Here is a 21,992-nt window from a genome sequence, read left to right as displayed (position 1 = left end):
AGGCCGCCTTGCCGCGCCCCACCACAATCTCGCTCTCGGGGACATGCAGCCCGCGCCGCCGCGCGAACCCGGCATCCCGATCCCGGGCCTGCGGATAATCCAGCGTGGTATCCTTCAGCCGCTCGCGTGACAGCCGCTTCACCAGCCCGTCCCGGTCGCCCACGTCATCGCGGCCCCAATGAACGGACACACTCTCCCGATGCCGTGAGAGCGCCACATACGCCCCGTGCCGGTCCATGCTGCCCGTCGCCAGCACATGCGCCCGCTCCACCGTCACACCCTGCGATTTATGGATGGTGGCCGCATAGCCATGATCCAGCGCGTCATAGTCCGCCACGCGCACCGGTACGATCCGCCCGGTTCCGGCACCACCCGGCCTGTCAAGCTGCACCGACAGCACGAGATCCCCGGCCTCGACCGACCCCGTGATGCCCCGCACCGTACCCAACGTGCCATTCTTCACCCCCAGCTCCCGGTCATTGCGCAGGAAGTAGACACGCTCCCCGTCCGCAAACACCCGCTCGCCCTGCGCGGTCGGCACCAGCACGTCGTCGCCCAGCTCCCCCGCCTCCCGCCGGATCTCGCGCGCCGCCTCGTTGAGCGCCCGCACATCGACACGCCGGTGCGCCAGCATGATCTGGCTGTCCTCTGGCGCGGCCTGACGGGCTTCATCCCATCCCGCGACCACACCGGCACGGGCCTCTTCCAGGGTCTCATGCCCGCGTACAAGACCGGCCGCCTCATAGCGCCCCAGCGCCTCACCGGTGCGCCCGGTCGCCAGCTCCTTCGTGGCATCCTGCTGCCAGCCTTCACGCTGCCGGCGCACCGTCGTGATTTCCACCGACCCGACCCGCTCGGCCACCGCCCGGAACGCACCACCCGCCTCGATCGCCTGCAACTGCTCCGGATCGCCCACCAGCACCACCTTGGCCCCGGCTTCGCGGGCAACAGACAGCACCCGCTCCATCTGCCGTGACCCCACCATGCCGGCTTCATCCACCACCAGCACGTCCCCGCGCTCCAGCAGGTCGAACCCTCGCGCCCACGCCCGCTCCAGGGAGGCAAGCGTCCGGCTCTCGATCCCCGACCCGGCTTCCAGCCCTTCCGCCGCAATCCCCGACAGCGCCGCTCCACGCACCCGATACCCAGCCTCTTCCCATGCTGCGCGAGCGACACCCAGCATGGTGCTCTTCCCCGTCCCGGCATAGCCCACCACCACGGACAGGTTGCGGGACTTCGTAACCTCACCCACGGCCAGCGCCTGCTCGTCCCCAAGCCCGTCCCGCGCCATTGCCACCCGACGCACCGCCAGCGGCACCGCATGACCCTGGGACTGCCCCATCGCAAGAGACGCTTCTTCCAGCCGCTGCTCGACCCCGATCATCTCCCGCGTAGAGAACCGCTCTCGCCCATGACCATCTTTCCCAAGTGCGACCAGCTCCGGACACGCCTCCACCCGAACCATGACGGCCGTAAACTGTTCAGCATCCGCCGTATGCCGGTCCACGAACCGCGCCAGGTCCTGCCGGGTAAACGTGCTCTGCTGCCGCGTCAGCGCCTCCAGCGCCACATGCGGTTCCGCCAGCAGCCTCTCGCCATTGCGTCGCGCGATCTCCAGATGGTCGGCAACCCGCTCACACGGTTCACCGCGCTCCAGCCGGCGTGACCCGGCCGGACCGATCTTGTTCTGCGGCTCAAGGTCGATCCCCTGCGCGGCGAATGACCGATGGTCGATCCGCACATCCAGATCCAGCTCAGCCAGCCGTTCATTGGCAAGCGACGCCCACCGCTCCCGCCATGTCAGCAGGAGTTCCCTGTCGTTCCACAGACGCTCTTTCGCACCAAACCCGTTCTCGTCCACTGAGCGCGTGGACAGCATCACATGGGCATGGGGCTTCGCCTGTCCGTCTTCGCCAATATCCCAATGCACATTGAGATCGGCCACCATGCCGCGTTCCACGAACTGCTCACGCACAAAATCCCGTGCCAGCGCGATCCCCTGCGCCTGGGTCATTTCGCGCGGGATTGAAAACTCCACCTCGCGGGCAAGCTGGGCATCCTTGCGCTTCTCGATCGCCTCGACCTCGTTCCACAGAACAGACCGATCAAGAAACCGCTCCGGCGCACCGTCGGGCAGCAGGATCTCGGAATGCACCACGCCGCTCTTGTTCGTGAAGTCATGATCACGATCCAGCCGTACATCATGCAGGCGGGAAGCCGCGCGATAGGCCGCCGCTGCCACGGCGCTTCGGCCGGTGGCGCGACTGATGACCTTTGCATGCAGGTGATAGATCGCCATGAACGCAATCTTATCACATCACTTAAGCGCACGTCACGAAGTGACGTATAAGCGCGCACTCACATTTTACTGCGCAACTGAGATTGATCTGTTCGGATGAGTGACGCGGTTCTCTCGTGTGTGGTAGAGTATGGCACAGATTGCAAAAAACAGGGGACCAGAAATGCGCAGGCCACGGGACATTGATGCGGAACTGAAAGCGCTTCAGGAAAAGACGAAGCAGCTTAAGGTGCAACGGACCATCCAGCTCGGCGAACTGGTCGAGGTGACGGGAGCCGATACCCTGACGATCGAGGCGCTGGCCGGGGTGCTGCTTGCGGCTGTCGAACAGGCGGATGGCAAACCCGAAGCCGTCGCGAGGTGGACCGAACGGGGGACGGCGTTCTTTCAGGCCGGCGGAAAAAAGGGCAGCCGGAAAGGAACCGGAAACGATCAGAACGGAACTGCTGGCGCTTGAAAGACGGATCAGGAAGCAGGCAGCCCTGATCCATCGCCATCAGGCACGAAAGGCACGGACCGACATGCGCGACTGGGCGAAGGCGCGACGGGAACGCACCCATCATCTGATCGAACTGGGTGGACTGGTCCAGAAGGCAGGACTGGTCGATCTGACCGATGATGACCGCGCCACCATGCTCGGGGCATTTCTGGATATTGCGGGGCAGCTTCAGGCCAGAAATGATGCCGCTTCGACTGACCTGAAAACACGCTGGAGACGCGCGGGGCTCCATGCTTTCGATGCAGACCGTAATCATGACAGGACAAGAGGCGGAAATGACCATGACTGATAGAGCAACACGATCATCAGAAACTGACACGTTACCCGAGAAAAAACACGGGCGTAGACCCAAACAGGTATGAGTATTCGGGACAGACCGGACCTGTCGGCGAGTTGGTCGCGGGTGAGCAGTAGTTCGCCAGTGTCCTGCCGGAGATTGAGCATCGCCAGATCGAAGGTATGGCGCACCTGATTGAGCCTGTCGTCAGCCACTAACTCGCGGATGCTGCCTATCGTGAGCGTGTCAGCTATCGCCATGGAGCGTCAGGTGACTAGCGAGATCCGCGAGCGGAACCGGGTGCTGGAAACAGCCCGTAAGTCCGTGGAAAAGGCGCAGAAGCTGGCGCGTCAGGCCGAGATCAAACGTCAGCAGGACGTCCGGGCGGCCGAACAGGAGTTGGGTCGATCCTTGGGCCGGTCACGAGGACGGAGCAGGGGGCGTGATTATGATAGCGGGCCAGATATGGGGTTTTGATCACAAAATTGGATTAATGAGTTATGTCATTGGTTTATTCGAAAGTTAGAGAATATTCTGTGAGTGCGGTCATCGTGCAGGCGCTGTGAGGTCGCCGCCATTAAAACAAGGCCAGAACTGGCAATGTTTGGAGTGATTGATGATGAAAAAGGTTCTTTTACAGGCATCAGCGGCTCTTTTTTCTTTGTCTCTTTTGATGGGTGCTTCAATTGCTACAGCGTCCGCTCAGGAGGCGACTGGGACAATAGAGGTTGGAAAGATTTTTAAGAAAAAACTTACGATTTCTGTGCCGAACCCATCGGTGGTTAGTTCCAAAATGCAGGTGCGTTCGTTGGCTCCGAACATTTCTGCAGAACGAGTATTTTTTATTGAATCAACGAATACTGCGTCTATTGGTGGAGAAAATATTGCACCGGGACAAGAGACCACCAAGTATGATGAGGGTGGCGCTCAAATGGAAATCTATGTGATTGAAACAGGATACGGAACAAATTACCCTAATATCACGATGGCTGGGCAAACTATTTCGCCAAAAGCTTTAGAGGAGCGTGATCCTTATTGTATTGTAAATGGAAATGTTGCTTTGCAATGCCCTGCCGGGACAACCGTTGCTGGATATATTTATATTATTGATTTAAGTGGGTTCCAGTCTGGTCGGTTTACATTTTTGAATAGGTCGCAAAATAATCTTAATGTAACTGGTGAAACGTTCTTGAATATTTTGTGAGTATTTTATGGTGGGTCATATTTTGGCCCACCATAAATTATACAACTGTTGATGTTTTTTGAGATTTATTAACGTCATTTTCTTCAAGAGTTTCTCTCAAAGACTTAAGAGACTCAACATTATCCTTGACGTTAATGACGCCATATTTTTCTTGGTAGTCAAGGAGGGAGTCGATCATCGAATACATATTCGTTGATCCGCTAACGAGCTTTCCATCATTGACTCCTTCAAATGCAAACCCATCCATCATAGCCAGCGTTCCGCTCTGATGAAGAGAGATTTTTCCTTCATTCCCCAATTCTAGTCTTGCGGATTCCATTTCTTGAGGGGTCATATTACTGAAATCAAGAGCGAGCGACTGGGTGCTTTTGGCTTTAGAGCCGTTGTCCGGCAGATTGTATGTATTGTGAGTGTAGCCACTGATTTTCATAGTGATAACCTCGGATGTAAATAATGATTACTTAGTATTCTGCAACACGAGTTAAAAATCAATGATTGGATCGAGAAAGAAGTTCACTTTCCAGAGCTTCAATACGTCCTTCTAGCTTTCGCCAGTCATGAAAGGTTGGCTCAACATCTGTCAGAAATCATCGAACTTCTTGCGTCCCAAGGACATTTCGGTCTGATTGATGATCCGGCTGATCTCAATGCTGTCCCTCTCAAAAAGAAAAGCCTGTCCCTGTAATGTGAACTGATGTTCACCCGCTCATTGTTCGGAACGGCAGACATCAGCGCGTAACGATCCCCGTTTCGTCTCCACAGTGTTTCCTTTGAATTTCGTGCTGGAATACATCTATGATTGCGGTAAGCCCTCTGGGAGGGCCTTACAAGGCGTAATTCCCATTACAGGACAATAACCAGCCACCATGCAGGATAACGTCTGTACGGCCATCTTGTGGCGTCTAGACGGCATGTTGCAGCACGTGAACCGCCAAATGATCGCCTGAACGCCGGTGTGCTTTAAGCAGATTGTGGTCTTGCCCGGTTCTTCTGGTATTGCAGGCGTCGGGCGAGCGCGGAGCGGGAGCTCCATAGGGCGCCATAGGCGCCGACGCGGAAGAAGGTGCTGACAGAGATGCGATGCATGAATGTATCGTCAGATTATGATTTCGCGCCGTAGGCGTGTCCGTTTAGCGCAGCCCTGAAAGGGCGAGCATGGGGATGCCGGGTGGGAGATCGCGCTATGCGCGATCGGGGCGGCCGTAGGCCGCGAGCCGGCGGGGGCGTAGCCCCCAAGAGGCGGTGCTTAGGTTCAATTTTCTTGGAAGTTCTCGGGAATAAAAAGTTATCCACAGTTTTAGAGTGTTTAATAAGTGTTTTAAATAGTGTTACGGTTTTTCGGAGACAAAATAACACATTGAATAATAACAATTTTATTGTCTTATTCTATTGTCTTGTGAATCCACTATGACGATAAACTGAATCCACTATGACGATAAACTGAATCCACTATGACGATAGCAAGCATGCGTAATTGAAATGACGATAAGCTCGAATTGAATCTAAAATGACGATAATTGGCTTGCGTATATGAAGTGACGATAATAGTTATTTGTAATTGAAATGACGATAGAATCTTCTCCTTCCTTGTTCGACATTGCGCCTTCTCTGGCTGTGGAAGGCGATGATCGCACGCCCCTTCTTCCAGTCCGCCATCCAAATCAGGATCTATTCATCTGTGACGTGCTCGATGCCATTCCCAAAGATGATATGGCGTCAATGGAGCATCCAGTTTTTTCGCTCTCGACCAAGCCAGATAACCGGATGCGACGCTATGAACACAATGGGAATATCATAGAGATCATCCCGTCTGGCAAAGGGCTGGCAACGATCCATGACAAGGATATCTTAATCTACTGCATCTCTCAGCTCGTTGCGAAAATGAATCACGGCGAACAACCAAGCCGAACGCTCCGCCTTCAAGCTTATGACATGCTGGTCGCTACCAATCGTCAAACCAGCGGAGCAGGTTATAGGCTACTGACCGACGCGTTGACACGCTTGCGCGGAACAACCGTGCGAACCAACATTCAAACAGGCGGCATTGAAGAAACGCGAATTTTCGGTTTGATCGAAGAAGCTAGAATCACTCGTAAGACGTTTGACGGCCGAATGCTTGATCTTGAAATCACTCTGTCAGATTGGGTCTATCGTTCAGTCATCAGCAAGAATGTCCTAACGCTTCACCGAGACTATTTCCGACTTCGCAAACCGTTTGAACGACGCATGTACGAGCTAGCCCGCAAACACTGCGGTATGAAAGATGAATGGAAGATCGGATTAGAGCTACTACAAAAAAAATGTGGCTCAAATAGCCCGCTTCGCGTCTTTCGATCCTTGGTTAAGAAAGTTTGTGCGCATGACACCAGCCATGCTCATTTTCCTGACTATGCCATCACAATGGCCGACGACATCATTCTATTTCGCAACCGTTTGAGCCTTAAAACAAAGGCCGACGTTATTGTCCCTGTCAGAGATGCCCCCTACATTGATCCCGAAACCATGCATGACGCTAAAACCGTTGCACCAGGATATGACATTTATGCCCTCCATGACGAATGGGTTTCATGGTGGCACGACATGGGGAAACCCGAGCTTAAAAGCCCTGCTGGAGCCTTTATTGGCTTTTGCAAAAAACGGCACGAGCGCAGCCCAATACGCTGATTCCTGAACATGCTGGCAAATGTACATGCGTGCATGCAAACATGAACTTAGGTACACCTACCTACTTGCCTACAGGACTTTCTCCCATCTTGCGTAGCCAGTCGTTAAACGCGTCGGCCATCGCGTCCTGTAAACTCATCCCATGCTTTCTGGCGGTCATATGCATGGCAAACGACATTTCCGGGCTAAAATAGCCCGTCATGGCTTTCTTGCCTTGACGGCTCGGTGCAACCGGCTTGTTGTCTGTGGCAGCAACCTTGCTTTCTGATGTGGCTACAGCCGACGATATTGCGGAATCACGATCCCGCAACGACAGTAGAGACCCCTTCCGGCTCATGCACTAGCTCTCCGCTTTCTCGATGATTGCATGTTTACATGTTTGCATGTCCACTTGTAAAGCAGCCTTACCTCATCAGACGCCTTGCCTTTTGGCTCTATTTCCATTGCAGTTTTCCCTTCCGCCGCCGCATGACGAAAAACTGCACGATCAGCGATAATATGTGGACATGCGTTCAGCCCGTAGCTTTCTACGAGTTGTGTGGCCTCCTCATACATACGTGGAGCAGTCGGGCTTCCTGCTGTAAAAACGACGAAGGCTGGTTTGCCACGCATTTTTATAAGGCTGGCAGTAGTTTTGATCGCTGCCAGATCGAATGCACTCGGCCGACATGGAATTAACACTAAATCGGCGACTTCAACGGCAGCACTAGCCGCACTATCAGCGTGAGGTGGGGTATCAATCACGATGAACTCAGCGCCTTGGCTCATGGCCTGTTCGATCTTAGCCGCGAGGCGCGGCGGAGCACTGTCAATCACAACCGGCGGAGCATCCTTACGCCATGCGGCCCATTGGCTCGCGGTTGCCTGTGGGTCCACATCAATCACCAATGCCGTATGGCCAGTATTCTCAGCAGCAGCTGCCAGATGCAAAGCCAGAGTGGTTTTTCCAGCCCCACCCTTCTGACTGATAATCGCTATTGTTGGCATGTGAACGTCCTTACATGACCGCATGTTTGCATGCGGTCATACGCGATAACCTACTAGACCGGCAATAGAGAATGACAGAAAATAACCCATATTCAACGGCCGATAAACTCACCTTTCCCTATGCACAATGGCAGCAACAGTGTTCTTGCTAATCCCCAGATCGCGGGCGATCCACCGATAACTCCGCTTTTCCGCCACCAGCGCCATAACCTTCGGAGCCAGACGGTCAGACTTCGGCCGCTCCCCTTTCTGTCGGCCGAGAACCTTCCCGCGTGCCCTGGCAGCAGCCAGACCAGACTTCACCCGCTCGCTGATCAGATCCCGTTCGAACTCAGCGATCCCGGCCAGAACCGTCGCCAGCATCCGCCCATGTGGTGTTGCCAGATCGAACGTCATCCCCGTTATGGCGATCAGGGAAACACGATAGCTCTCCAGTTCCTGAAGCGTGGAGATGAGATCAATGGTCGAGCGCCCCCAGCGGGACAGCTCCGTCACCAGAATGGCGTCAATTTCACGGGCCTGGGCCAGTGCCATGATTTTGCGACGCTCGGCCCGGTCCACTCGAACGCCAGAGCCTGTCTCCATGAAAACGCCCAGCACTTCATAGCCTGCACGTTCAGCAAACTGCTTCAACTCGTCCTTCTGACGAGTGCAGGACTGATCGGCCGTGGAAACCCGGCAATAGATGACCACGCGCTGTCCCATTTGAACCCTCCCGGAAAAACCACCATGCAACCCTTGATATACCGTGGCTTTGGATTGTCCCAATATGACTATAATCTATTTAACCCACAAAGCATCCTAATGAATTCAGGTCAATTTCTACCCGAAGCCCTTGAGAACATCCCAATTTGCATGCACAAACCTTACCACTAAGATCAACAGTTCTGTCAGGATGTATGTCTCCTGAATGTCTTTAAGGTATCGATTATCATGGCTGTATATGCGTTGTGGAACAATAAAGGTGGTGTAGGCAAAAGCTATCTTACTTTTCAGATAGCCAGCGAATATGCCAGATCTCATCCTAATAAAAAAGTTCTGGTCCTTGATTTATGCCCACAAGCAAATTCATCCAGCATGTTACTTGGTGGAATCATTGATGGCGAAGCAAAATTAGACGAATTGTCTGTAACATTGCCGAAAACAACAATATCAGGATACATAGAAGACAGGATTCACAGTCCTTATTCAAGTCCAAATACTGGATCAAAATTTTTAATTCAAGTGTCTACCTTGAACAAAAATATCGCACCAAATTTATTTCTTGTTCCAGGAGATGAAGAACTTGAATTGCAGGCACCACGTATTGTCAGGGCTTCTTTTCCTGGACCAACGGATGCATGGCGCTTAGTTCACTCTTGGATTTCTGATTTGATTTCTGATATTGTTGTATCATGGAATAATCAAGATACAACAGTATTCATAGATTGTAATCCAAGTTTTACAATATATACAGAGCTTGCATTATCTGCTTCAGATCGGCTAATTATTCCTTTTTCAGCTGATGGTTCTTCAAAAAGAGCTGTAAGAGCAGTTCTATCACTTGTATACGGTGTATCTCGTTATCCAGGAGCCCCGCAATCTGAATACGTTATTAATTCAGCTCGATTTAGAATGTCTGTACCAAAAATTTATAGTTACGTGGGTAATAGATTAACTCAGATGAATAGTAGCTCAGCTACTGCGTTCAAAACGGTTGTTAATGAAATAGGACAAGAAATTTGGAATGTCTGGAAAAGCAATCCAAACGCATTCTCTATTCACCCAGCCGGAACAGGGGCTCCATCAAATAGGGCCGATTTCAAAAAAATGTTTCAGGCTGAAATATGTGATGCCAACACAGCATCTGTAGTATCCGGGGCTCTAGGCATACCGATTTCAATATTGCATGCTGGAAAAAAGAAGGTTGCGAGCAAAACTATTACTGTGAATCAATCTCAGTTAGACAGACAACAACCAAACCTAAGAACTCTAGTAGGAACTATAGAATAAAATATCTTGATTTGTGGCGAGATTAAATATATCTCGTCACAAACTTTACTTTTTAATTAAAGTATTTTATCCTATATTATATTTTAACGTTATGTTTTATTTCTTACGCAGAGACTGTAGAGAAATCCACTGGTCGCTATCTGTTTTTCTAACTTGCCAAAAAGTCCAACCATTAACCCCCGCCTTAGTGATCGACCAAGCAGCATGAGAAGGACTATTTTTGGTCTCTCCGTTCTGCATCCACAAATCTTGGATGATTTTAGCAGTATATTCCTTACCTTTATACTCTGCACGTAATTCAGTACCATTAGGAAGGTTAACACCTTTCCAAGTCCAACCTGTGCCTGTGCCAAGACTTTCTTCGATAGAAGAAAGTCCCAAAATATCTCGCAATACATCGTTATAGGTCATTTCTTCGGAATCTCGACGTAAAGTCAAAGATTTCCAGACATCAAAATCCACATCCAACGTTGGCATCGTTTTTCTCCTCAAAGCCTCAAAAGATATTTTAGTATTTTAAGGAAAAATAGGGAAATAATATTTCTTATATAACTAAAAATATTTTACACCGAATTTAGAGATACCCGTTTTCTATGCTTGCTCACCAAGCATGTTTAGGTAATGCTTGGTGAGCAAGCATAGAGGTAACAATGAACGATTCTCAAAAAAAAGGCGGCCTTACCCGCGCCAAATTACTTTCTCCTTCAGCTCGTAAGGCCATAGCGCGCGCAGGAGCTCAAGCCCGATGGGCAAAAGCTGACCCAGAAAGAGAAAATCTTCCCAAAGCTATTTGTGGTTCTAATGAGAAACCCCTTCAAATTGGAGAGGTCGCAATACCAGCTTATGTCCTTGACGATGAACGTAGGGTATTAACTGTTTCTGGTATGTCAGACGGCCTTTCGATGGCACGCGGTGGTTCTGAGATTCCTGGTCTTAATAGATTCGAACTTTTTGTATCTCGTGACCGCATTCATCCCTATGTATCTGATGATTTACAAAAACAGATATCGAACCCAATTGTTTTCCTTACTCCAACAGGATCAAAAGCATATGGATATAATGCTCAAGTTTTAGTTGAACTATGTGAAGCAATATTATCTGCTCGTGAATCCGGAGTACTGCAAAAACAACAACTAGGTATTGCTCAACGAGCCGAAATATTGATGCGTGGCCTAGCCCGCGTTGGTATTGTAGCTCTTGTCGATGAAGCTACAGGCTATCAAGAAATACGTGATAGAACGGCACTTCGTAGCATTTTAGAAGCTTATATTTCTAAAGAATGGTTGCCTTGGACACAACGATTTCCGCTTGAATTCTATCAAGAGATGTACAGACTTCTAGGCTGGAAGCTTGATCCATCTAGTAGATCAAAACCTGGTTATGTCGGAAGATTGACTAATGCTTTAGTATATGATCGCTTACCCACTGGAGTTGCAGAAGAATTACGATCTTATAATCCTATAGATCCAAATACAAAAAGGAGAAAGTTTAAACACCATCAATTTTTAACAGAAGATATTGGGAATCCGCACCTAGAAAAACATGTATCAAAAGTTATCGGACTCATGCAAGCTTCTGAAAATTGGAACGAATTCAAACATCTATTTAGAAGAGTATTCAAACCTTCAAGGACACATGGTGACAGACGTACAGTTGATATGAGCAAATAAAAATATAATTCATCAATCAACCAAAAACAATGATGCTACATCTGGTTTGTAAATATATTTTTCTATAGTTCCATTAGATATTTTACTTACAATTTGTGAAATAATATCTAATGGAACCAGAAACCACTCTTTAGGCTGCACTGGATGTCCAAACCGATCCTGAATCGTCAGATCAATTTGTGCAGGGACCAGAACCCGGTGAAAGATCTTCTCCAGCTTCGTGCGGTTGATGTTGAAGAGCTTGTAGGTCGCTACGACTTCCACGTCAGCCAGAAGATAAGTCGCATCGTGCTTCGCATTGGCGATCCGTTTTTTCACATCACCTCCCGTCACCCCAATCTTGTGGATCAGGTTGCGATGCTGCGCGATATACGGATTATCTGACAGACTTCTCAGCACATAGATCGTACCACTTTCCAGATCATCCGGCTCAACGGTTGTTCCGAACAAAGGCCCGACAGTCGGATCTGTAATCCGTCGGCCAGCCTCATCCTTATAGAGAGCCCGCTGGAGCGATCTCAGCAGAACATCGCTCTCGGTTCCGTTGTCATAGATGACCCGCAGACGGCTGTCTCTGCGTCCATACTCAGTCTCGAACTCTTCCCCGACATGCGCGACGTAAACCATCTGCCCTTTCAGGATAAAGAATTCTCCCTGCCGAATACCGGCTTCCTGCCCAAAGGGCCGTGTTTCCCGCACGCCGGATTTCAGATCTTCCTTCACCTGAGCGAACAAAGGCCGAAAGGTTTCAAAATCCTTGCAGGGTTCCCGACTGGCAATTTCTTCCGCTACCCGTACTTCTGCGCGTGATTTCACATGCTTCAGGACAGTGATGGATTCAGCTGGTGGCTCGGCCTCGATGCCCAGTTCAGCCAAAAGAGCATCATCATCCAGCGTATCGGGATCAAGACTCTCAGCCTTCTTTTCCGAAACAGTCAGAAGCCCGTGGGGATCACGCTGTACAAGCAATGACCGGCATTTTTCCAAAGCCCGTATCCGATCCAGACGCACGGCATAAAGCCGTTCAAAGATATCCCTGTCCTCTCCATGCGCAGGCGCATGCCCATGTTCCTCATAGAAACGACAGATATCCTCAAACCCGGCAATAATCCGCTCTTCCTCAGCCGTCAGCGCAGTCTTCTTTTTGGTCTCCAGAGAGACACCAAGTTCGGCCAGAAGCTCTTCATCGCTCAGTTCAGCCATTCGCCCGTTCCTCTGCCGTCTTACGCGCCAGAATTGCCACCCCTTCAGCCATCTTACGTTCCCACGCATCGGGAGATGTCAGCTCCGGAAGGCGTCCCCTTTCCTTTTTGAACAAAAGGGCACGCTTTGCCAGATCCCTTGCCTCTTCAATCGTCAGAGCAATATGACGACCGGCAATGACCTCCTGAACCTGTTTGAGGGTCTCTGCATTCATACTCCTGGCCAGGATCTTATAGGCTTCCTCAAACGGATTGATCGCATCAATCAGGTCAATATCCAGATCCCGGACATTCATGGCAATCTTCCGCATCCCCTCAATCAGGGCTGTATTGCCACCAATTTTCTCCTCTCCCCCGGCTGCCTGCGTGACCTCTTCGGCTGCTTTCTGTCCCTTCTGGGTCAGATTGAATGCCGCCACGGCATGCTGGCGCACAGCCTCCTGATCCTCATCCGAAAGCTCGGGATACCGATCCCGAATGATTTTCCCCAACCGGACCTGTGTCAGCTCTTGAGGGGCTGTCTCCTCGTCAAACAGACCATGCTCCAGAGAAGGCTTGTCCTGCACAAAGGACGCCACAACTTCATTCAGATCCTCACGGCATATCCGCTGCGCTTCAGGGCTTTTGGGAGAAACCAGCCCTTTGATCTCCATATGGAACTGACCGGTCTGCTCATTAAACCCGACATTCGTGCCGTTTGGCTTGTAGCCTTCTTCCCCATAGTCATAACCATCCAGAGGCGCACTTTCTGCGGTCTTCGGCGTAAACTCGAAACGTGGCGTCAGCACCTGTTCCATAAGCAGGCTGGCGGCAATAGCCTTGAGCATGTCATTGACCGCATCCGTCACTTTTTCCTGGGACGCATCCGGTTCAGCAATCAGGTTGATGAATTCAGCCCGTGTTTTACCAGGCGCATCGCGGGTAGCGCGGCCAATGATCTGAATGATCTCCGTCAGGCTGGAACGGTATCCGACCGTCAGGGCCTGTTCACACCAGATCCAGTCAAACCCTTCCTTGGCCATACCCAGCGCAATGATGATGTCCACATGATCGCGGTTATTCTTCTGCGTCGGATCCTTCAGGGCGGACACAACCTTGTTGCGCCGGACAGGCTCATCTTCCACCAGATCGGCAATACGCAGCACCCGGCCATCGACACGACGCACCAGATGAAATCCTGTTTCTATATCCTCTCCTTCCCAGTCTCCCAGGATGGACAGGATATGCTCGACTTCCTTGTGCTTCTGGGTCGTGCTTTCGCGTGAATTGACATTGGGAATATGCACGATCGTTTTGCGCGTGCCATCCAACACCCGGTCAATCGCATCCAGATAGGAGCCGGTATAGAAATAATATCCCAGATCCAACTCTTTAAGGTACTGGTACCCATTCAGCTGCTGATAGTAGGTGTAAGTGACCGTCTCGAATTTGCCTTCATCCTCAGGGGACAGCACAGCAACGGCATCCCCACGGAAATAGGAGCCGGTCATGGCGATGATGTGCGTTTCCCCACGGGCAATCAGCTGGTTGAGATAATATCCCAGCCTGTTTTTCGGGTCTGCGCTGACATGGTGGAATTCATCTACTGCCACCAGACACCCATCGAATGCCGCAATGCCCAGTTCTTCCGCCGCGAACCGGAACGTCGCGTGGGTGCAAACCAAAGTCTGGTCTTTGCTCCCCAGAAACTCACCAACAGCTTTGACCTTGGAGCGTGCGACCTGCCCTTCGTCGGAACCAGGTGCGTTGCACAGATTCCATTTCGGCTTGACGATCCAGTCTGCCCAAAAGCCGAATTTGCTCAGCGGTTCGCTCATGAAGCTACCCCCGATCGAGCGTTCCGGCACGACAATCAGGGCTTTTTTCACCCCCTGATGCACCAGTTTGTCGAGGGCAACAAACATCAGAGCACGGGATTTACCAGAAGCGGGCGGTGACTTGATGAGGAGATACTGCTCGCCCCGTTTCTCATAGACCGCTTCCTGCATGGGGCGCATGCCCAGTTCATTCGTCCTGGCAGACTGACCTGTCTGGCCGGTACGCAGGGAAACAGCAGGAATAACCGGATTGATCGTCATGGCTCAGGCAGCATCCTTCTTCTTTTTCGTCTTGCCGCCCTTCTTGGCGATTATCTTGCTGTAGAGGTCGAACAGTTTTTCCAGACGCTCCGTATCATTGCGGAAACGCCGACCGATATAGATCCGCTCCAGCACCTCGTCATTGCGATCATGAGCAGCGCGCAGATTGTTTGGCATTTTGTCCGGATCATACAGATCGGCAATCGTGGCCGGGAAATGTGCCTCACGTGCCAGAAGAATATCCTCGGCACAGCGCGTCAAATCAGCACGGTTCTTTTCCGTCAAAGTCGGAACAGGAAAGGTGTTCCAGCCCATCGTGTTGGAATAGCGATAACGCGTTTCCAGCTTCCCGCAGACAGTTCCGATCCAGATCAGATGCAGGCGGGAAGCAATCAGTGCCATGTTCCAGAGAGGGGCGTCAAACAGAGCGAATGCTAGGTTTGTAACGGTGTAATTGTTTCCAAGAACTCCTACCGGAAGATAGGGACGAGCTTCAGAAGACACACCGGGAACAACAATGGTCTGAAATTTAGAAATATTGTTTTCGCGAAATTGATAGGGCTTATCTGCCATCCCACGTGCACCAGAATCCCGGCTGGCTAAACGTATTTGTTTAACGGCCTCTACGCGTTGTGCAATTGTTGGAATGGTTAATGCTTCATTGGCATCTTGATCGTTGATCCAGAGGCAATATCTTTGAATGCCTCTGATAAATTCCGCAGACCCGACAATACGCCGAATGAATTTGGCTTTTTGACGAGTGTCCAATTTCAAGTCCGCAAGTTCGCCTTCATCCAAAAGTAGGTTTCCACCATCTACGGGCATATTCCCGCGCTCCATAGATGACAATCCTGGAGAAATAACTACCTGTTGCCGTTCAACCGTAACCATCTTTCCTGGCACCAAGTAAGCATTGATATGCCCAGATTCCTGCCTGATCGTTTTCCCATCTGCTCCGTTTGAGAAGAGAATTTTAGGATGATCTGAAACAGGAGCAATACCAATGATAGCGACCGTCACACCCGCATTATGTGCCGCCAGATTGGCCCACTTGAACGACGTATGGGCAAAACTGATTTCATAGTTCAGCCCAAAAATCAGAGGCCAGAGAATGGGAACCTGTTGCCCCTGACAAATGGAATTTGTGCTCACAAACGCGCTGGAAGAGCCTGTTTTCTGGCCATAATTCGCAGCCTTCATGAACCATCCCGCAACATAATCCAGAGACTTCCAGGATTTCGTGCGCTGTTCGAAAATCTGCTCCAGATCCGCCTTCTGCTCAACCGACTGCCACGTACTGCCCTTATATGGGGGATTGCCACAGATATAGGTTTCAGAACCCTCCTGAGGCGGGCAGACGTCAAACCAATCCTGCTCCAGAGCATTCCCGCAGGTGATATGCCCTGTATCCTTTAAGGGTAGCACATTCAGGCGGGCCTGTTTCTGGTCGATATGGATTTCGTCACTCTGGAACTCAGCGATCAGAAGAGACAGACGCGCGATTTCCACTGCAAAATCACGGATCTCGATACCATAGAAATTGGCCAGAGGGATGACTGATTTCCGTTCTGCCCGCTCTATCTTCAGCCGGTCATCAATCTCGCTCTGAATTTCCCGCATGTCCTTATAGGCAATCACCAGGAAATTTCCCGATCCACAGGCAGGATCAAACACCCGAATGCCGGATAGACGCTCCTTCAGGGCATGCAGCTTTTGGGTGTTGTGACCTGCCTTTTCCAGTTCCTCACGCAGACCATCCAGAAACAGGGGATTCAGCACTTTGCGGATATTAGGCACACTGGTGTAGTGCATCCCCAGCGCACCACGCTCCCCTTCATCGGCCACGGCCTGAATCATAGACCCGAAGATATCCGGGTTAATCTGCGCCCAGTTCAGCTCCCCTGCACGCAAAAGATAGGTGCGGGCCAGTTTGCTGAATTTCGGGCAGTCCGTTGCTCCAGAAAACAGGTTCCCGTTCACATACGGGAAATCCCTGGCCCAGGATTTGACCCCGCCCTTTTCACGATCGTCATTGCGCGTATCCAGATCCATCGTCCGGAACAGCTCGGCCATGACCTCATGCGTCTGATCCGTGGCCCCTTCCGTCATGGTCTGAATAGTTCTGGTGAACAGATTGTTCAGGAAGATCCCGGTATCCTCGGCAAAAAAGCAGAAGATGAGACGCGCCATGAAATGGTTCATGTCATGGCGGCGTTCTTCCGTCGCCCAGTCAGGATTTTCCTTCAGAAGCTCAACATAAAGACGGTTCAGGCGTGACGTGGCCTTCACATCGATTGGGTTGTTCTTGATCTTCTGAACGGTCGTAATGCCCGCCAGGGGCAGGAAAAACCCGAACCGATCAGCCAGATGCGTGAACACATCTGTAATATGATCATCTTCAGTGCGGTCTTCTGCTTCAAACGTCACCCCATCCGTAGCCAGCAGAAACCGCGCCTTGGCCGACTGGGTTTTGGGACTTTCCCGGAGCAGGTTAAGGGTCTGGGCAACCTGGCCCGCAGGACAGACGGCCAGATGGATGTTGTTGCGCTGGAGCACCGCTCCGGGAATGTCCGAGCGGTTATCCTTGCGAAGCCGCTTGATCGTGACATCGCGGTTTCCGAATGCTTGCAGGAACTCGAATGGAAATTCCCCGGGATTAAAAGCTGCCTCGGCAATCCGGGAGACAGCTTCTTCAATCTCAACGGGATTCATGCGAAAAATTCCATACGTTCGAAAACCAGATCATACACCTCATGCACCACCGGACACCTCCAGGAAGAGGCGGACCAGAGGTGCGTTGATATAATAATTGCTGCGCCCTGAGCGGTGCTTAGACAGCAGACCTTTCTCCGACAGCTGATCGAGATATTTCCCAGCCGTCTGACGCGCGATACTCAGGTCCGACTGGACATACTCGATTTTCGTGTAGGGATGCCGGAACAGGTTGTTCAGCAGCTCCTGGCTATAAATCTTGGGCAGCTCCGTGCGCATCCGCTGCTTCATGGTGGCCATCTGCGCCCGCATGCCCTCAATCAGATCCAGAGTGATCCTTGATGTCTCGGCCACGGCACGCAGCATGTAGAGGATCCACGCTTCCCATGCGCCTTCATCCCGCACCTTCTGCAACAGGCCATAATACTCATCCTTGTGGCGTGTGATGTAGCGCGACAGGTAGAGGATCGGGATATCCAGAAGGCCGGTCCGGGTCAGATACAACACATTCAGGATCCGCCCGACCCGACCATTTCCATCCGGGAACGGGTGGATGCTCTCAAACTGATGGTGGATCAGAGCCATCCTGATAAGCGGATCCAGATCACAGAGCCCGTCATCATTCACGAACCGCTCCAAATCCGACATATGCCGGATAATCTCCCGCCCATCCTGCGGCGGCACAAAGACCACTTCCCCCGTGCGCTCATTCTTCAGGGCCGTTCCTGGGGTATTTCGAAACCCACCCTCCCGCTTCTTGAGCATCTGAAAAATCGCGATCAGCCCCTTGTTCAGGATCAGGCCATCGGTTTCCTTCAACTGCCGAAACCCCAGATGCAGGGCATCACGATAGAGAGCGACTTCCTTCGCCGCCACTGAGTCCGGCCCCTCGGGAAACAGATCCGCTTGGAAAAGCTCATCCTGGGTGGTGACGATATTCTCGATTTCCGAGGATGCTTTGGCTTCCTGCAAAGCCAGCGTATCAATCAGGATCCCCTGATTGGGAATAGTGGCCGCCCGCCCCTTCAGTTCCGCCAGAGCCCGGTTGGCCTCGACCAGCGCCTTGAGAACCGGAACCGTTTCTATCTCCGTCTGAGGCGGCAAAGGCCGAATAAGGTAGGTTGGCGTTAACATGACATCCCAACGTGGTAGTGATATGCGTTTTTTCTAACACGTCCGGATAATCCGTCAAAGAAATCCGGTTTCTTTGACACGTCATATTCTGCTATCGGCTTTTATCCCCTCAGAACTATTCCTGTTGTGCCGGAACAGTGATGATACAGGGTTTCTGAGTTTTTTCCTGACCCGATGCCGCTTTCTGGCAAGCTGCAATCCTGTCTCTGTTGGTCTCAACCAGCTGGCTGTCCTCACGTACACGTTGCCAGCCTTCAGGATTGCTGATCGCCATCATCATGGCCCCAGAGTTCCAGCGATCTTTCTCCCCAACGATAAAGGATGCCACCCGCGTCCCGACAGAAGAAGGCAGGAGATAAGCCAGCACAGGCGACAACCCGATCCCTACAACAAGACAGGCAAGACCCACCCCTAACAGCCACCAGTTCTGACGGTCCTGATGACGGGACTGACCAATAATATGAGCAAGCTTCTGACGCTCCCCCTGAACCTCCCCTATCGCTTCCTGAAACGCTGCCTGTATCTCCTGACTGGCAGAAAGCCCTGCCTGACGTATTCCCTGCCCATACGCCTGAGGCGTCATTTTCAGCGTTGGAGTGTCCTCGATCGTCTTCATCCGCGTACTAACCGCGTTCATGGCTTTTACGACGCGGGCCAGATCCTCGGTGTAATCCGGCGGCCGGTTATCCCGCCACGCCTGCGGCAACGCTTCCACGCTGCGCCGGAGCACTGTCATTTCGGCGCACAGATCCTCAAACGCGCGCGCTGCCGGATCTGTCTCGGACATCAGACATCCTCCCACGGATTGAGAACCTGCACACCGGCCGCCTCGAAAGGCGACACGTCGCGGCTGGCCACAGCATAACCACGGGATGCGGCGATCGCGGCAATATATTCATCTGCCTTGCCGATCGCACGCCCCTCAGACCTGGCCCGCACCATCAGCTCGGCATAAGCCTGTGACGCCGCCAGATCGAACGACAGGACACGCCCTTCGAAGAGAGGCAGAACCTGCTGCTCCAGCCGCTCATGAAGCACCGAACGCCGCCGACCGGCTGGCATCGCCCCGATCCCGAAACGCAGTTCCGCCACCGTGATGGCGGACAGGAAAAGCGTCTCGATCGCCTGCGCATCAATCCACGCCATGACACGCGGTTCAGGGTCAGGTTTCCACGGCTCGGAGATCACATTGGTATCAAGCAGGATCATTCGAAGGACATCGGCTCGGCCGGAGTTTGATCGCGGGTCTGCAAGGCCGCGATATCCTGATCACGCACACCGGCCTCACGACCGATGGACGCCAGAAGCGACCCCAGCCGCACCCGCTGCGAGGGCCGGACGGCCGCTTCCAGAATGGTCCGGATCTCTGCTTCCGTGCTGCGCCCATGCAGCATGGCCTGCGCCTTCAGCGCTCGATGCGTCTCTTCCGGAAGATTGCGAATAACGACAGAGGACATGACAGAACTCCTCATTTTCCTAAAATGATATCATAAATGTAAATACGATATCTTTCCAGAAAAATCCGTCTCCTGTGCCATGCTGCGATCCGGACAGAAGCATCCCTTCATGCCGACCTAATTTTCCGGTACGTCCAGATGATCTTCATCCCTGACCTGTCCTTTTGTGCCAATCCGCTCCAGAAGAGCTTTGGCTCTGGCTGGTGTTGTCCGCGTTGCCCGGGCAGAAAAACATTGTTCCGCCTCGCTTTGAATGGTCATCTTTACGGGCATGACGAACTCCGTATGCTTTCAGTTCTCGAACAGGTCTGCGTGAGAGCCGGTTCTGACAAACACGATCTTTTCTTCGTCTTTCTGGTAAATCAGCAAGAAATCACCACCCACATGACATTCCTGATGATCAGCCCAATCTCCCTTGAGAGAATGATCAAGCCATTCCGCACCCAACGGACTGTCATTGGCAATCAAAAGCAGCATGACTGCCTTCAGGCGCGCCATATTATATTTCCCGGAACGGGATAAACGCTGGAAGTCTTTTTCAAACTGCTTCGTGTAATCAGACTGAAGGGGCAGTCGAACTTTTTTTCTTTTTGGAACCGCTTTCCCCGAGGGCATCAAACATCTCCTGTGCGTTCTTGAAACCACGCGTCCTGTCTTTCAGGAGCATCCGCCCTTCTTCCATCGCGGCAATGGTTGCTGTATTGGGCACGACAAGATCAACAGGCAATGCCTTTTCCCGTGCGATCCGGGTCAACAGCATACGCACGACATCGGAAACCGTCAGACCAATAGCATCCAGAACAACGGATGCCTCTTCCTTCAATGTCTCATCAATGCGGGCACGAACAAATCCGCTCATATCGGACTCTCCTCCAGCTCTCCGGACCTGAACCATCCGGCATCAAATTATGTAGCTCATTTGAGCTACATAATCCAGAGAAATTCTACATCCCCATATCCATGCCGCGTGACCTGGACCGCGACAGGGAGTGCCCCCGCTGATGGGGATGCAGCCCGTGATCGAGCGTCGATCCCTTCCGGATGCCCAGCTCGCGGCTTTTCTCCCGCAGGATGGACTCAAGCTGCGCGTCCCGCTTCAGTTCCTTCAGCGCCACACCCTGCTGCTCCCGGCTCAGCCCGTCCCACGCCTTCACAAACCGCGCCGCCCGCAGTTCCGGACTCTTCCGCACCCTGTCCTCGTGCTCCAGCCCCTCGACCAGCCTGCGTGCCCGGGCCGGCCCTTCCAGACCATACAGCGCCTGCCGGATCTCCGGCTGATGCTTCAGCGCCGACCGCAGATCCGCCTCACTCCCACGCCGGACCCGCTCCATATCCCGCCCGGCCTCAAACAGCGCCTTCTTCTGGTGCTCCAGCACCGGCAGGTCCTGACGCACCATGCGCTCGGCATCCACCCAGGCCCGCGCATACCGCTCCACCGCCTGGTGAAGCGGGTCACTCCCCGGTACAAACCCGTCCAGCCCGGCTGGCACCTGCTCACGCTGCACACGTGGCAGCCTCAAACCCGCAAAGGGAGAGGCGGGAGCCTCACGCTCAACCTCACTTTTCCCCTTCCCGGCCTCAGCCTCCATCCCGGCCGATACGTCTTTCTCCGCCGCACGACGCCCCGGCCGCACGGACAGATCCAGCCCCTCGAACATCCCGCGCGTCCGCTGCGCCGGTGCCGGATCTGGCGTACGGACCGCTTCGGCCGACCTGTCCTGCCGGGGGCCAGAGGCCGCCTTGCCGCGCCCCACCACAATCTCGCTCTCGGGGACATGCAGCCCGCGCCGCCGCGCGAACCCGGCATCCCGATCCCG

The 21,992-nt window shown here is 52.7% G+C and carries 23 protein-coding genes and 2 pseudogenes; 8 read left to right on the top strand and 17 right to left on the bottom strand.

Annotated features, from left to right (window positions below):
* A partial coding sequence (gene traA / locus AABE20_RS08245) for a Ti-type conjugative transfer relaxase TraA (RefSeq protein WP_338332652.1) occupies nt 1-2,299 on the bottom strand: 2,299 nt, incomplete at its 3' end.
* Nucleotides 2,300-2,429: 130 nt separating this feature from the next.
* Between traA and AABE20_RS08240 the strand changes: the two genes are divergently transcribed.
* The 4 genes from AABE20_RS08240 (at nt 2,430) to AABE20_RS08225 (ending at nt 4,279) form a co-directional block, all read left to right on the top strand.
* Nucleotides 2,430-2,756, top strand: a complete 327-nt coding sequence (locus tag AABE20_RS08240) for a conjugal transfer protein TraD (RefSeq protein WP_338332651.1) — start codon at nt 2,430-2,432, stop codon at nt 2,754-2,756.
* Nucleotides 2,757-2,820: 64 nt separating this feature from the next.
* Complete coding sequence (locus AABE20_RS08235; protein WP_338332650.1) at nt 2,821-3,087, top strand: conjugal transfer protein TraD; 267 nt, start codon at nt 2,821-2,823, stop codon at nt 3,085-3,087.
* 225 nt (nt 3,088-3,312) lie between these two features.
* Entirely contained in the window at nt 3,313-3,552 is a 240-nt protein-coding gene (locus tag AABE20_RS08230; protein WP_338332649.1) for a hypothetical protein, read from the top strand.
* Nucleotides 3,553-3,691: 139 nt separating this feature from the next.
* Nucleotides 3,692-4,279 (top strand): DUF4879 domain-containing protein, encoded by a 588-nt coding sequence (locus AABE20_RS08225; protein WP_338332648.1) that lies wholly within the window; start codon nt 3,692-3,694, stop codon nt 4,277-4,279.
* A 37-nt stretch (nt 4,280-4,316) separates the two neighbouring features.
* Here AABE20_RS08225 and AABE20_RS08220 read toward each other — a convergent pair whose 3' ends face one another.
* Entirely contained in the window at nt 4,317-4,709 is a 393-nt protein-coding gene (locus tag AABE20_RS08220) for a hypothetical protein (RefSeq protein ID WP_338332647.1), read from the bottom strand.
* A gap of 141 nt (nt 4,710-4,850) precedes the next feature.
* Here AABE20_RS08220 and AABE20_RS08215 point away from each other — a divergent pair.
* A pseudogene (locus AABE20_RS08215) lies at nt 4,851-4,961 on the top strand (zinc-binding alcohol dehydrogenase family protein); the annotation flags it as partial.
* 881 nt (nt 4,962-5,842) lie between these two features.
* Nucleotides 5,843-6,943: a replication initiator protein A gene (locus tag AABE20_RS08210; RefSeq protein WP_338332646.1), complete on the top strand. Its 1,101-nt coding sequence runs from the start codon at nt 5,843-5,845 to the stop codon at nt 6,941-6,943.
* A gap of 61 nt (nt 6,944-7,004) precedes the next feature.
* On the opposite strand, the gene AABE20_RS08205 is transcribed toward AABE20_RS08210, so the two are convergent.
* The 3 genes from AABE20_RS08205 to AABE20_RS08195 all read right to left on the bottom strand — a co-directional run bounded on the left by AABE20_RS08205 (nt 7,005) and on the right by AABE20_RS08195 (nt 8,635).
* On the bottom strand, nt 7,005-7,280 hold the full coding sequence (locus tag AABE20_RS08205; protein ID WP_338332645.1) for a ribbon-helix-helix domain-containing protein: 276 nt from the start codon (nt 7,278-7,280) through the stop codon (nt 7,005-7,007).
* The gene (parA, locus tag AABE20_RS08200; protein WP_338332644.1) at nt 7,277-7,930 is read right to left on the bottom strand and encodes a ParA family partition ATPase; all 654 of its coding nucleotides are present in this window, start codon (nt 7,928-7,930) and stop codon (nt 7,277-7,279) included. The genes AABE20_RS08205 and parA overlap by 4 nt, the downstream gene beginning before the upstream one ends.
* Before the next feature lie 108 nt (nt 7,931-8,038).
* Nucleotides 8,039-8,635, bottom strand: a complete 597-nt coding sequence (locus AABE20_RS08195) for a recombinase family protein (RefSeq protein ID WP_338332643.1) — start codon at nt 8,633-8,635, stop codon at nt 8,039-8,041.
* Between the two features lie 228 nt (nt 8,636-8,863).
* On the opposite strand from AABE20_RS08195, the gene AABE20_RS08190 reads away from it, so the two are divergent.
* Nucleotides 8,864-9,922 carry a ParA family protein gene (locus tag AABE20_RS08190; protein WP_338332642.1) on the top strand — a complete coding sequence of 353 codons (1,059 nt, stop codon included), beginning with the start codon at nt 8,864-8,866 and terminating at the stop codon, nt 9,920-9,922.
* Between the two features lie 96 nt (nt 9,923-10,018).
* Here the strand turns inward: AABE20_RS08190 and AABE20_RS08185 are convergent, their stop codons facing one another.
* Complete coding sequence (locus AABE20_RS08185; protein ID WP_338332641.1) at nt 10,019-10,399, bottom strand: hypothetical protein; 381 nt, start codon at nt 10,397-10,399, stop codon at nt 10,019-10,021.
* Between the two features lie 173 nt (nt 10,400-10,572).
* Between AABE20_RS08185 and AABE20_RS08180 the strand changes: the two genes are divergently transcribed.
* Nucleotides 10,573-11,592 (top strand): P63C domain-containing protein, encoded by a 1,020-nt coding sequence (locus AABE20_RS08180; protein WP_338332640.1) that lies wholly within the window; start codon nt 10,573-10,575, stop codon nt 11,590-11,592.
* 12 nt (nt 11,593-11,604) lie between these two features.
* Here AABE20_RS08180 and AABE20_RS08175 read toward each other — a convergent pair whose 3' ends face one another.
* The 11 genes and pseudogenes from AABE20_RS08175 to AABE20_RS08125 form a co-directional block, all read right to left on the bottom strand.
* Nucleotides 11,605-12,795 (bottom strand): GIY-YIG nuclease family protein, encoded by a 1,191-nt coding sequence (locus tag AABE20_RS08175; protein ID WP_338332639.1) that lies wholly within the window; start codon nt 12,793-12,795, stop codon nt 11,605-11,607.
* Nucleotides 12,788-14,872, bottom strand: a complete 2,085-nt coding sequence (locus AABE20_RS08170) for a DEAD/DEAH box helicase (RefSeq protein WP_338332638.1) — start codon at nt 14,870-14,872, stop codon at nt 12,788-12,790. Before AABE20_RS08170 ends, AABE20_RS08175 begins: the two co-directional genes overlap by 8 nt.
* A gap of 3 nt (nt 14,873-14,875) precedes the next feature.
* Nucleotides 14,876-17,584 (bottom strand): class I SAM-dependent DNA methyltransferase, encoded by a 2,709-nt coding sequence (locus AABE20_RS08165; RefSeq protein WP_338332637.1) that lies wholly within the window; start codon nt 17,582-17,584, stop codon nt 14,876-14,878.
* A gap of 39 nt (nt 17,585-17,623) precedes the next feature.
* A complete protein-coding gene (locus tag AABE20_RS08160; protein ID WP_338332636.1) occupies nt 17,624-18,718 on the bottom strand; it encodes a Fic family protein in 1,095 nt (364 codons plus the stop codon).
* A gap of 115 nt (nt 18,719-18,833) precedes the next feature.
* Nucleotides 18,834-19,505, bottom strand: coding sequence for a DUF6118 family protein (locus tag AABE20_RS08155; protein ID WP_338332635.1), 672 nt, complete (start codon nt 19,503-19,505; stop codon nt 18,834-18,836).
* Entirely contained in the window at nt 19,505-19,927 is a 423-nt protein-coding gene (locus AABE20_RS08150; RefSeq protein WP_338332634.1) for a type II toxin-antitoxin system VapC family toxin, read from the bottom strand. The genes AABE20_RS08155 and AABE20_RS08150 overlap by 1 nt, the downstream gene beginning before the upstream one ends.
* A complete protein-coding gene (locus AABE20_RS08145) occupies nt 19,924-20,175 on the bottom strand; it encodes a FitA-like ribbon-helix-helix domain-containing protein (RefSeq protein ID WP_275881115.1) in 252 nt (83 codons plus the stop codon). The genes AABE20_RS08150 and AABE20_RS08145 overlap by 4 nt, the downstream gene beginning before the upstream one ends.
* Before the next feature lie 117 nt (nt 20,176-20,292).
* Nucleotides 20,293-20,448: a hypothetical protein gene (locus tag AABE20_RS08140; protein ID WP_338332633.1), complete on the bottom strand. Its 156-nt coding sequence runs from the start codon at nt 20,446-20,448 to the stop codon at nt 20,293-20,295.
* An 18-nt stretch (nt 20,449-20,466) separates the two neighbouring features.
* Nucleotides 20,467-20,790 (bottom strand): type II toxin-antitoxin system YafQ family toxin, encoded by a 324-nt coding sequence (locus AABE20_RS08135; protein WP_338332632.1) that lies wholly within the window; start codon nt 20,788-20,790, stop codon nt 20,467-20,469.
* Complete coding sequence (locus AABE20_RS08130; protein ID WP_338332631.1) at nt 20,732-21,034, bottom strand: type II toxin-antitoxin system RelB/DinJ family antitoxin; 303 nt, start codon at nt 21,032-21,034, stop codon at nt 20,732-20,734. Before AABE20_RS08130 ends, AABE20_RS08135 begins: the two co-directional genes overlap by 59 nt.
* A gap of 85 nt (nt 21,035-21,119) precedes the next feature.
* Nucleotides 21,120-21,992 (bottom strand): annotated as a pseudogene (locus tag AABE20_RS08125) (Ti-type conjugative transfer relaxase TraA); the annotation flags it as partial.

Origin of the sequence: Acetobacter zythi, from assembly GCF_963921165.1 — a bacterium.
Classification (GTDB): domain Bacteria; phylum Pseudomonadota; class Alphaproteobacteria; order Acetobacterales; family Acetobacteraceae; genus Acetobacter.
Note: the sequence above shows the minus strand (reverse complement) of the source record. Positions and strands in the feature narration are given on the sequence as shown.

Bases quoted from the DNA above. Each gene is read 5' to 3' on its own strand.
- AABE20_RS08240 (WP_338332651.1), top strand. From the start codon at position 2,430: ATGGCACAGATTGCAAAAAACAGGGGACCAGAAATGCGCAGGCCACGG.
- AABE20_RS08235 (WP_338332650.1), top strand. From the start codon at position 2,821: ATGCGCGACTGGGCGAAGGCGCGACGGGAACGCACCCATCATCTGATC.
- AABE20_RS08225 (WP_338332648.1), top strand. From the start codon at position 3,692: ATGATGAAAAAGGTTCTTTTACAGGCATCAGCGGCTCTTTTTTCTTTG.
- AABE20_RS08220 (WP_338332647.1), bottom strand. From the start codon at position 4,709: ATGAAAATCAGTGGCTACACTCACAATACATACAATCTGCCGGACAAC.
- AABE20_RS08210 (WP_338332646.1), top strand. From the start codon at position 5,843: ATGACGATAGAATCTTCTCCTTCCTTGTTCGACATTGCGCCTTCTCTG.
- AABE20_RS08205 (WP_338332645.1), bottom strand. From the start codon at position 7,280: ATGAGCCGGAAGGGGTCTCTACTGTCGTTGCGGGATCGTGATTCCGCA.
- parA (WP_338332644.1), bottom strand. From the start codon at position 7,930: ATGCCAACAATAGCGATTATCAGTCAGAAGGGTGGGGCTGGAAAAACC.
- AABE20_RS08195 (WP_338332643.1), bottom strand. From the start codon at position 8,635: ATGGGACAGCGCGTGGTCATCTATTGCCGGGTTTCCACGGCCGATCAG.
- AABE20_RS08190 (WP_338332642.1), top strand. From the start codon at position 8,864: ATGGCTGTATATGCGTTGTGGAACAATAAAGGTGGTGTAGGCAAAAGC.
- AABE20_RS08185 (WP_338332641.1), bottom strand. From the start codon at position 10,399: ATGCCAACGTTGGATGTGGATTTTGATGTCTGGAAATCTTTGACTTTA.
- AABE20_RS08180 (WP_338332640.1), top strand. From the start codon at position 10,573: ATGAACGATTCTCAAAAAAAAGGCGGCCTTACCCGCGCCAAATTACTT.
- AABE20_RS08175 (WP_338332639.1), bottom strand. From the start codon at position 12,795: ATGGCTGAACTGAGCGATGAAGAGCTTCTGGCCGAACTTGGTGTCTCT.
- AABE20_RS08170 (WP_338332638.1), bottom strand. From the start codon at position 14,872: ATGACGATCAATCCGGTTATTCCTGCTGTTTCCCTGCGTACCGGCCAG.
- AABE20_RS08165 (WP_338332637.1), bottom strand. From the start codon at position 17,584: ATGAATCCCGTTGAGATTGAAGAAGCTGTCTCCCGGATTGCCGAGGCA.
- AABE20_RS08160 (WP_338332636.1), bottom strand. From the start codon at position 18,718: ATGTTAACGCCAACCTACCTTATTCGGCCTTTGCCGCCTCAGACGGAG.
- AABE20_RS08155 (WP_338332635.1), bottom strand. From the start codon at position 19,505: ATGTCCGAGACAGATCCGGCAGCGCGCGCGTTTGAGGATCTGTGCGCC.
- AABE20_RS08150 (WP_338332634.1), bottom strand. From the start codon at position 19,927: ATGATCCTGCTTGATACCAATGTGATCTCCGAGCCGTGGAAACCTGAC.
- AABE20_RS08145 (WP_275881115.1), bottom strand. From the start codon at position 20,175: ATGTCCTCTGTCGTTATTCGCAATCTTCCGGAAGAGACGCATCGAGCG.
- AABE20_RS08140 (WP_338332633.1), bottom strand. From the start codon at position 20,448: ATGCCCGTAAAGATGACCATTCAAAGCGAGGCGGAACAATGTTTTTCT.
- AABE20_RS08135 (WP_338332632.1), bottom strand. From the start codon at position 20,790: ATGCCCTCGGGGAAAGCGGTTCCAAAAAGAAAAAAAGTTCGACTGCCC.
- AABE20_RS08130 (WP_338332631.1), bottom strand. From the start codon at position 21,034: ATGAGCGGATTTGTTCGTGCCCGCATTGATGAGACATTGAAGGAAGAG.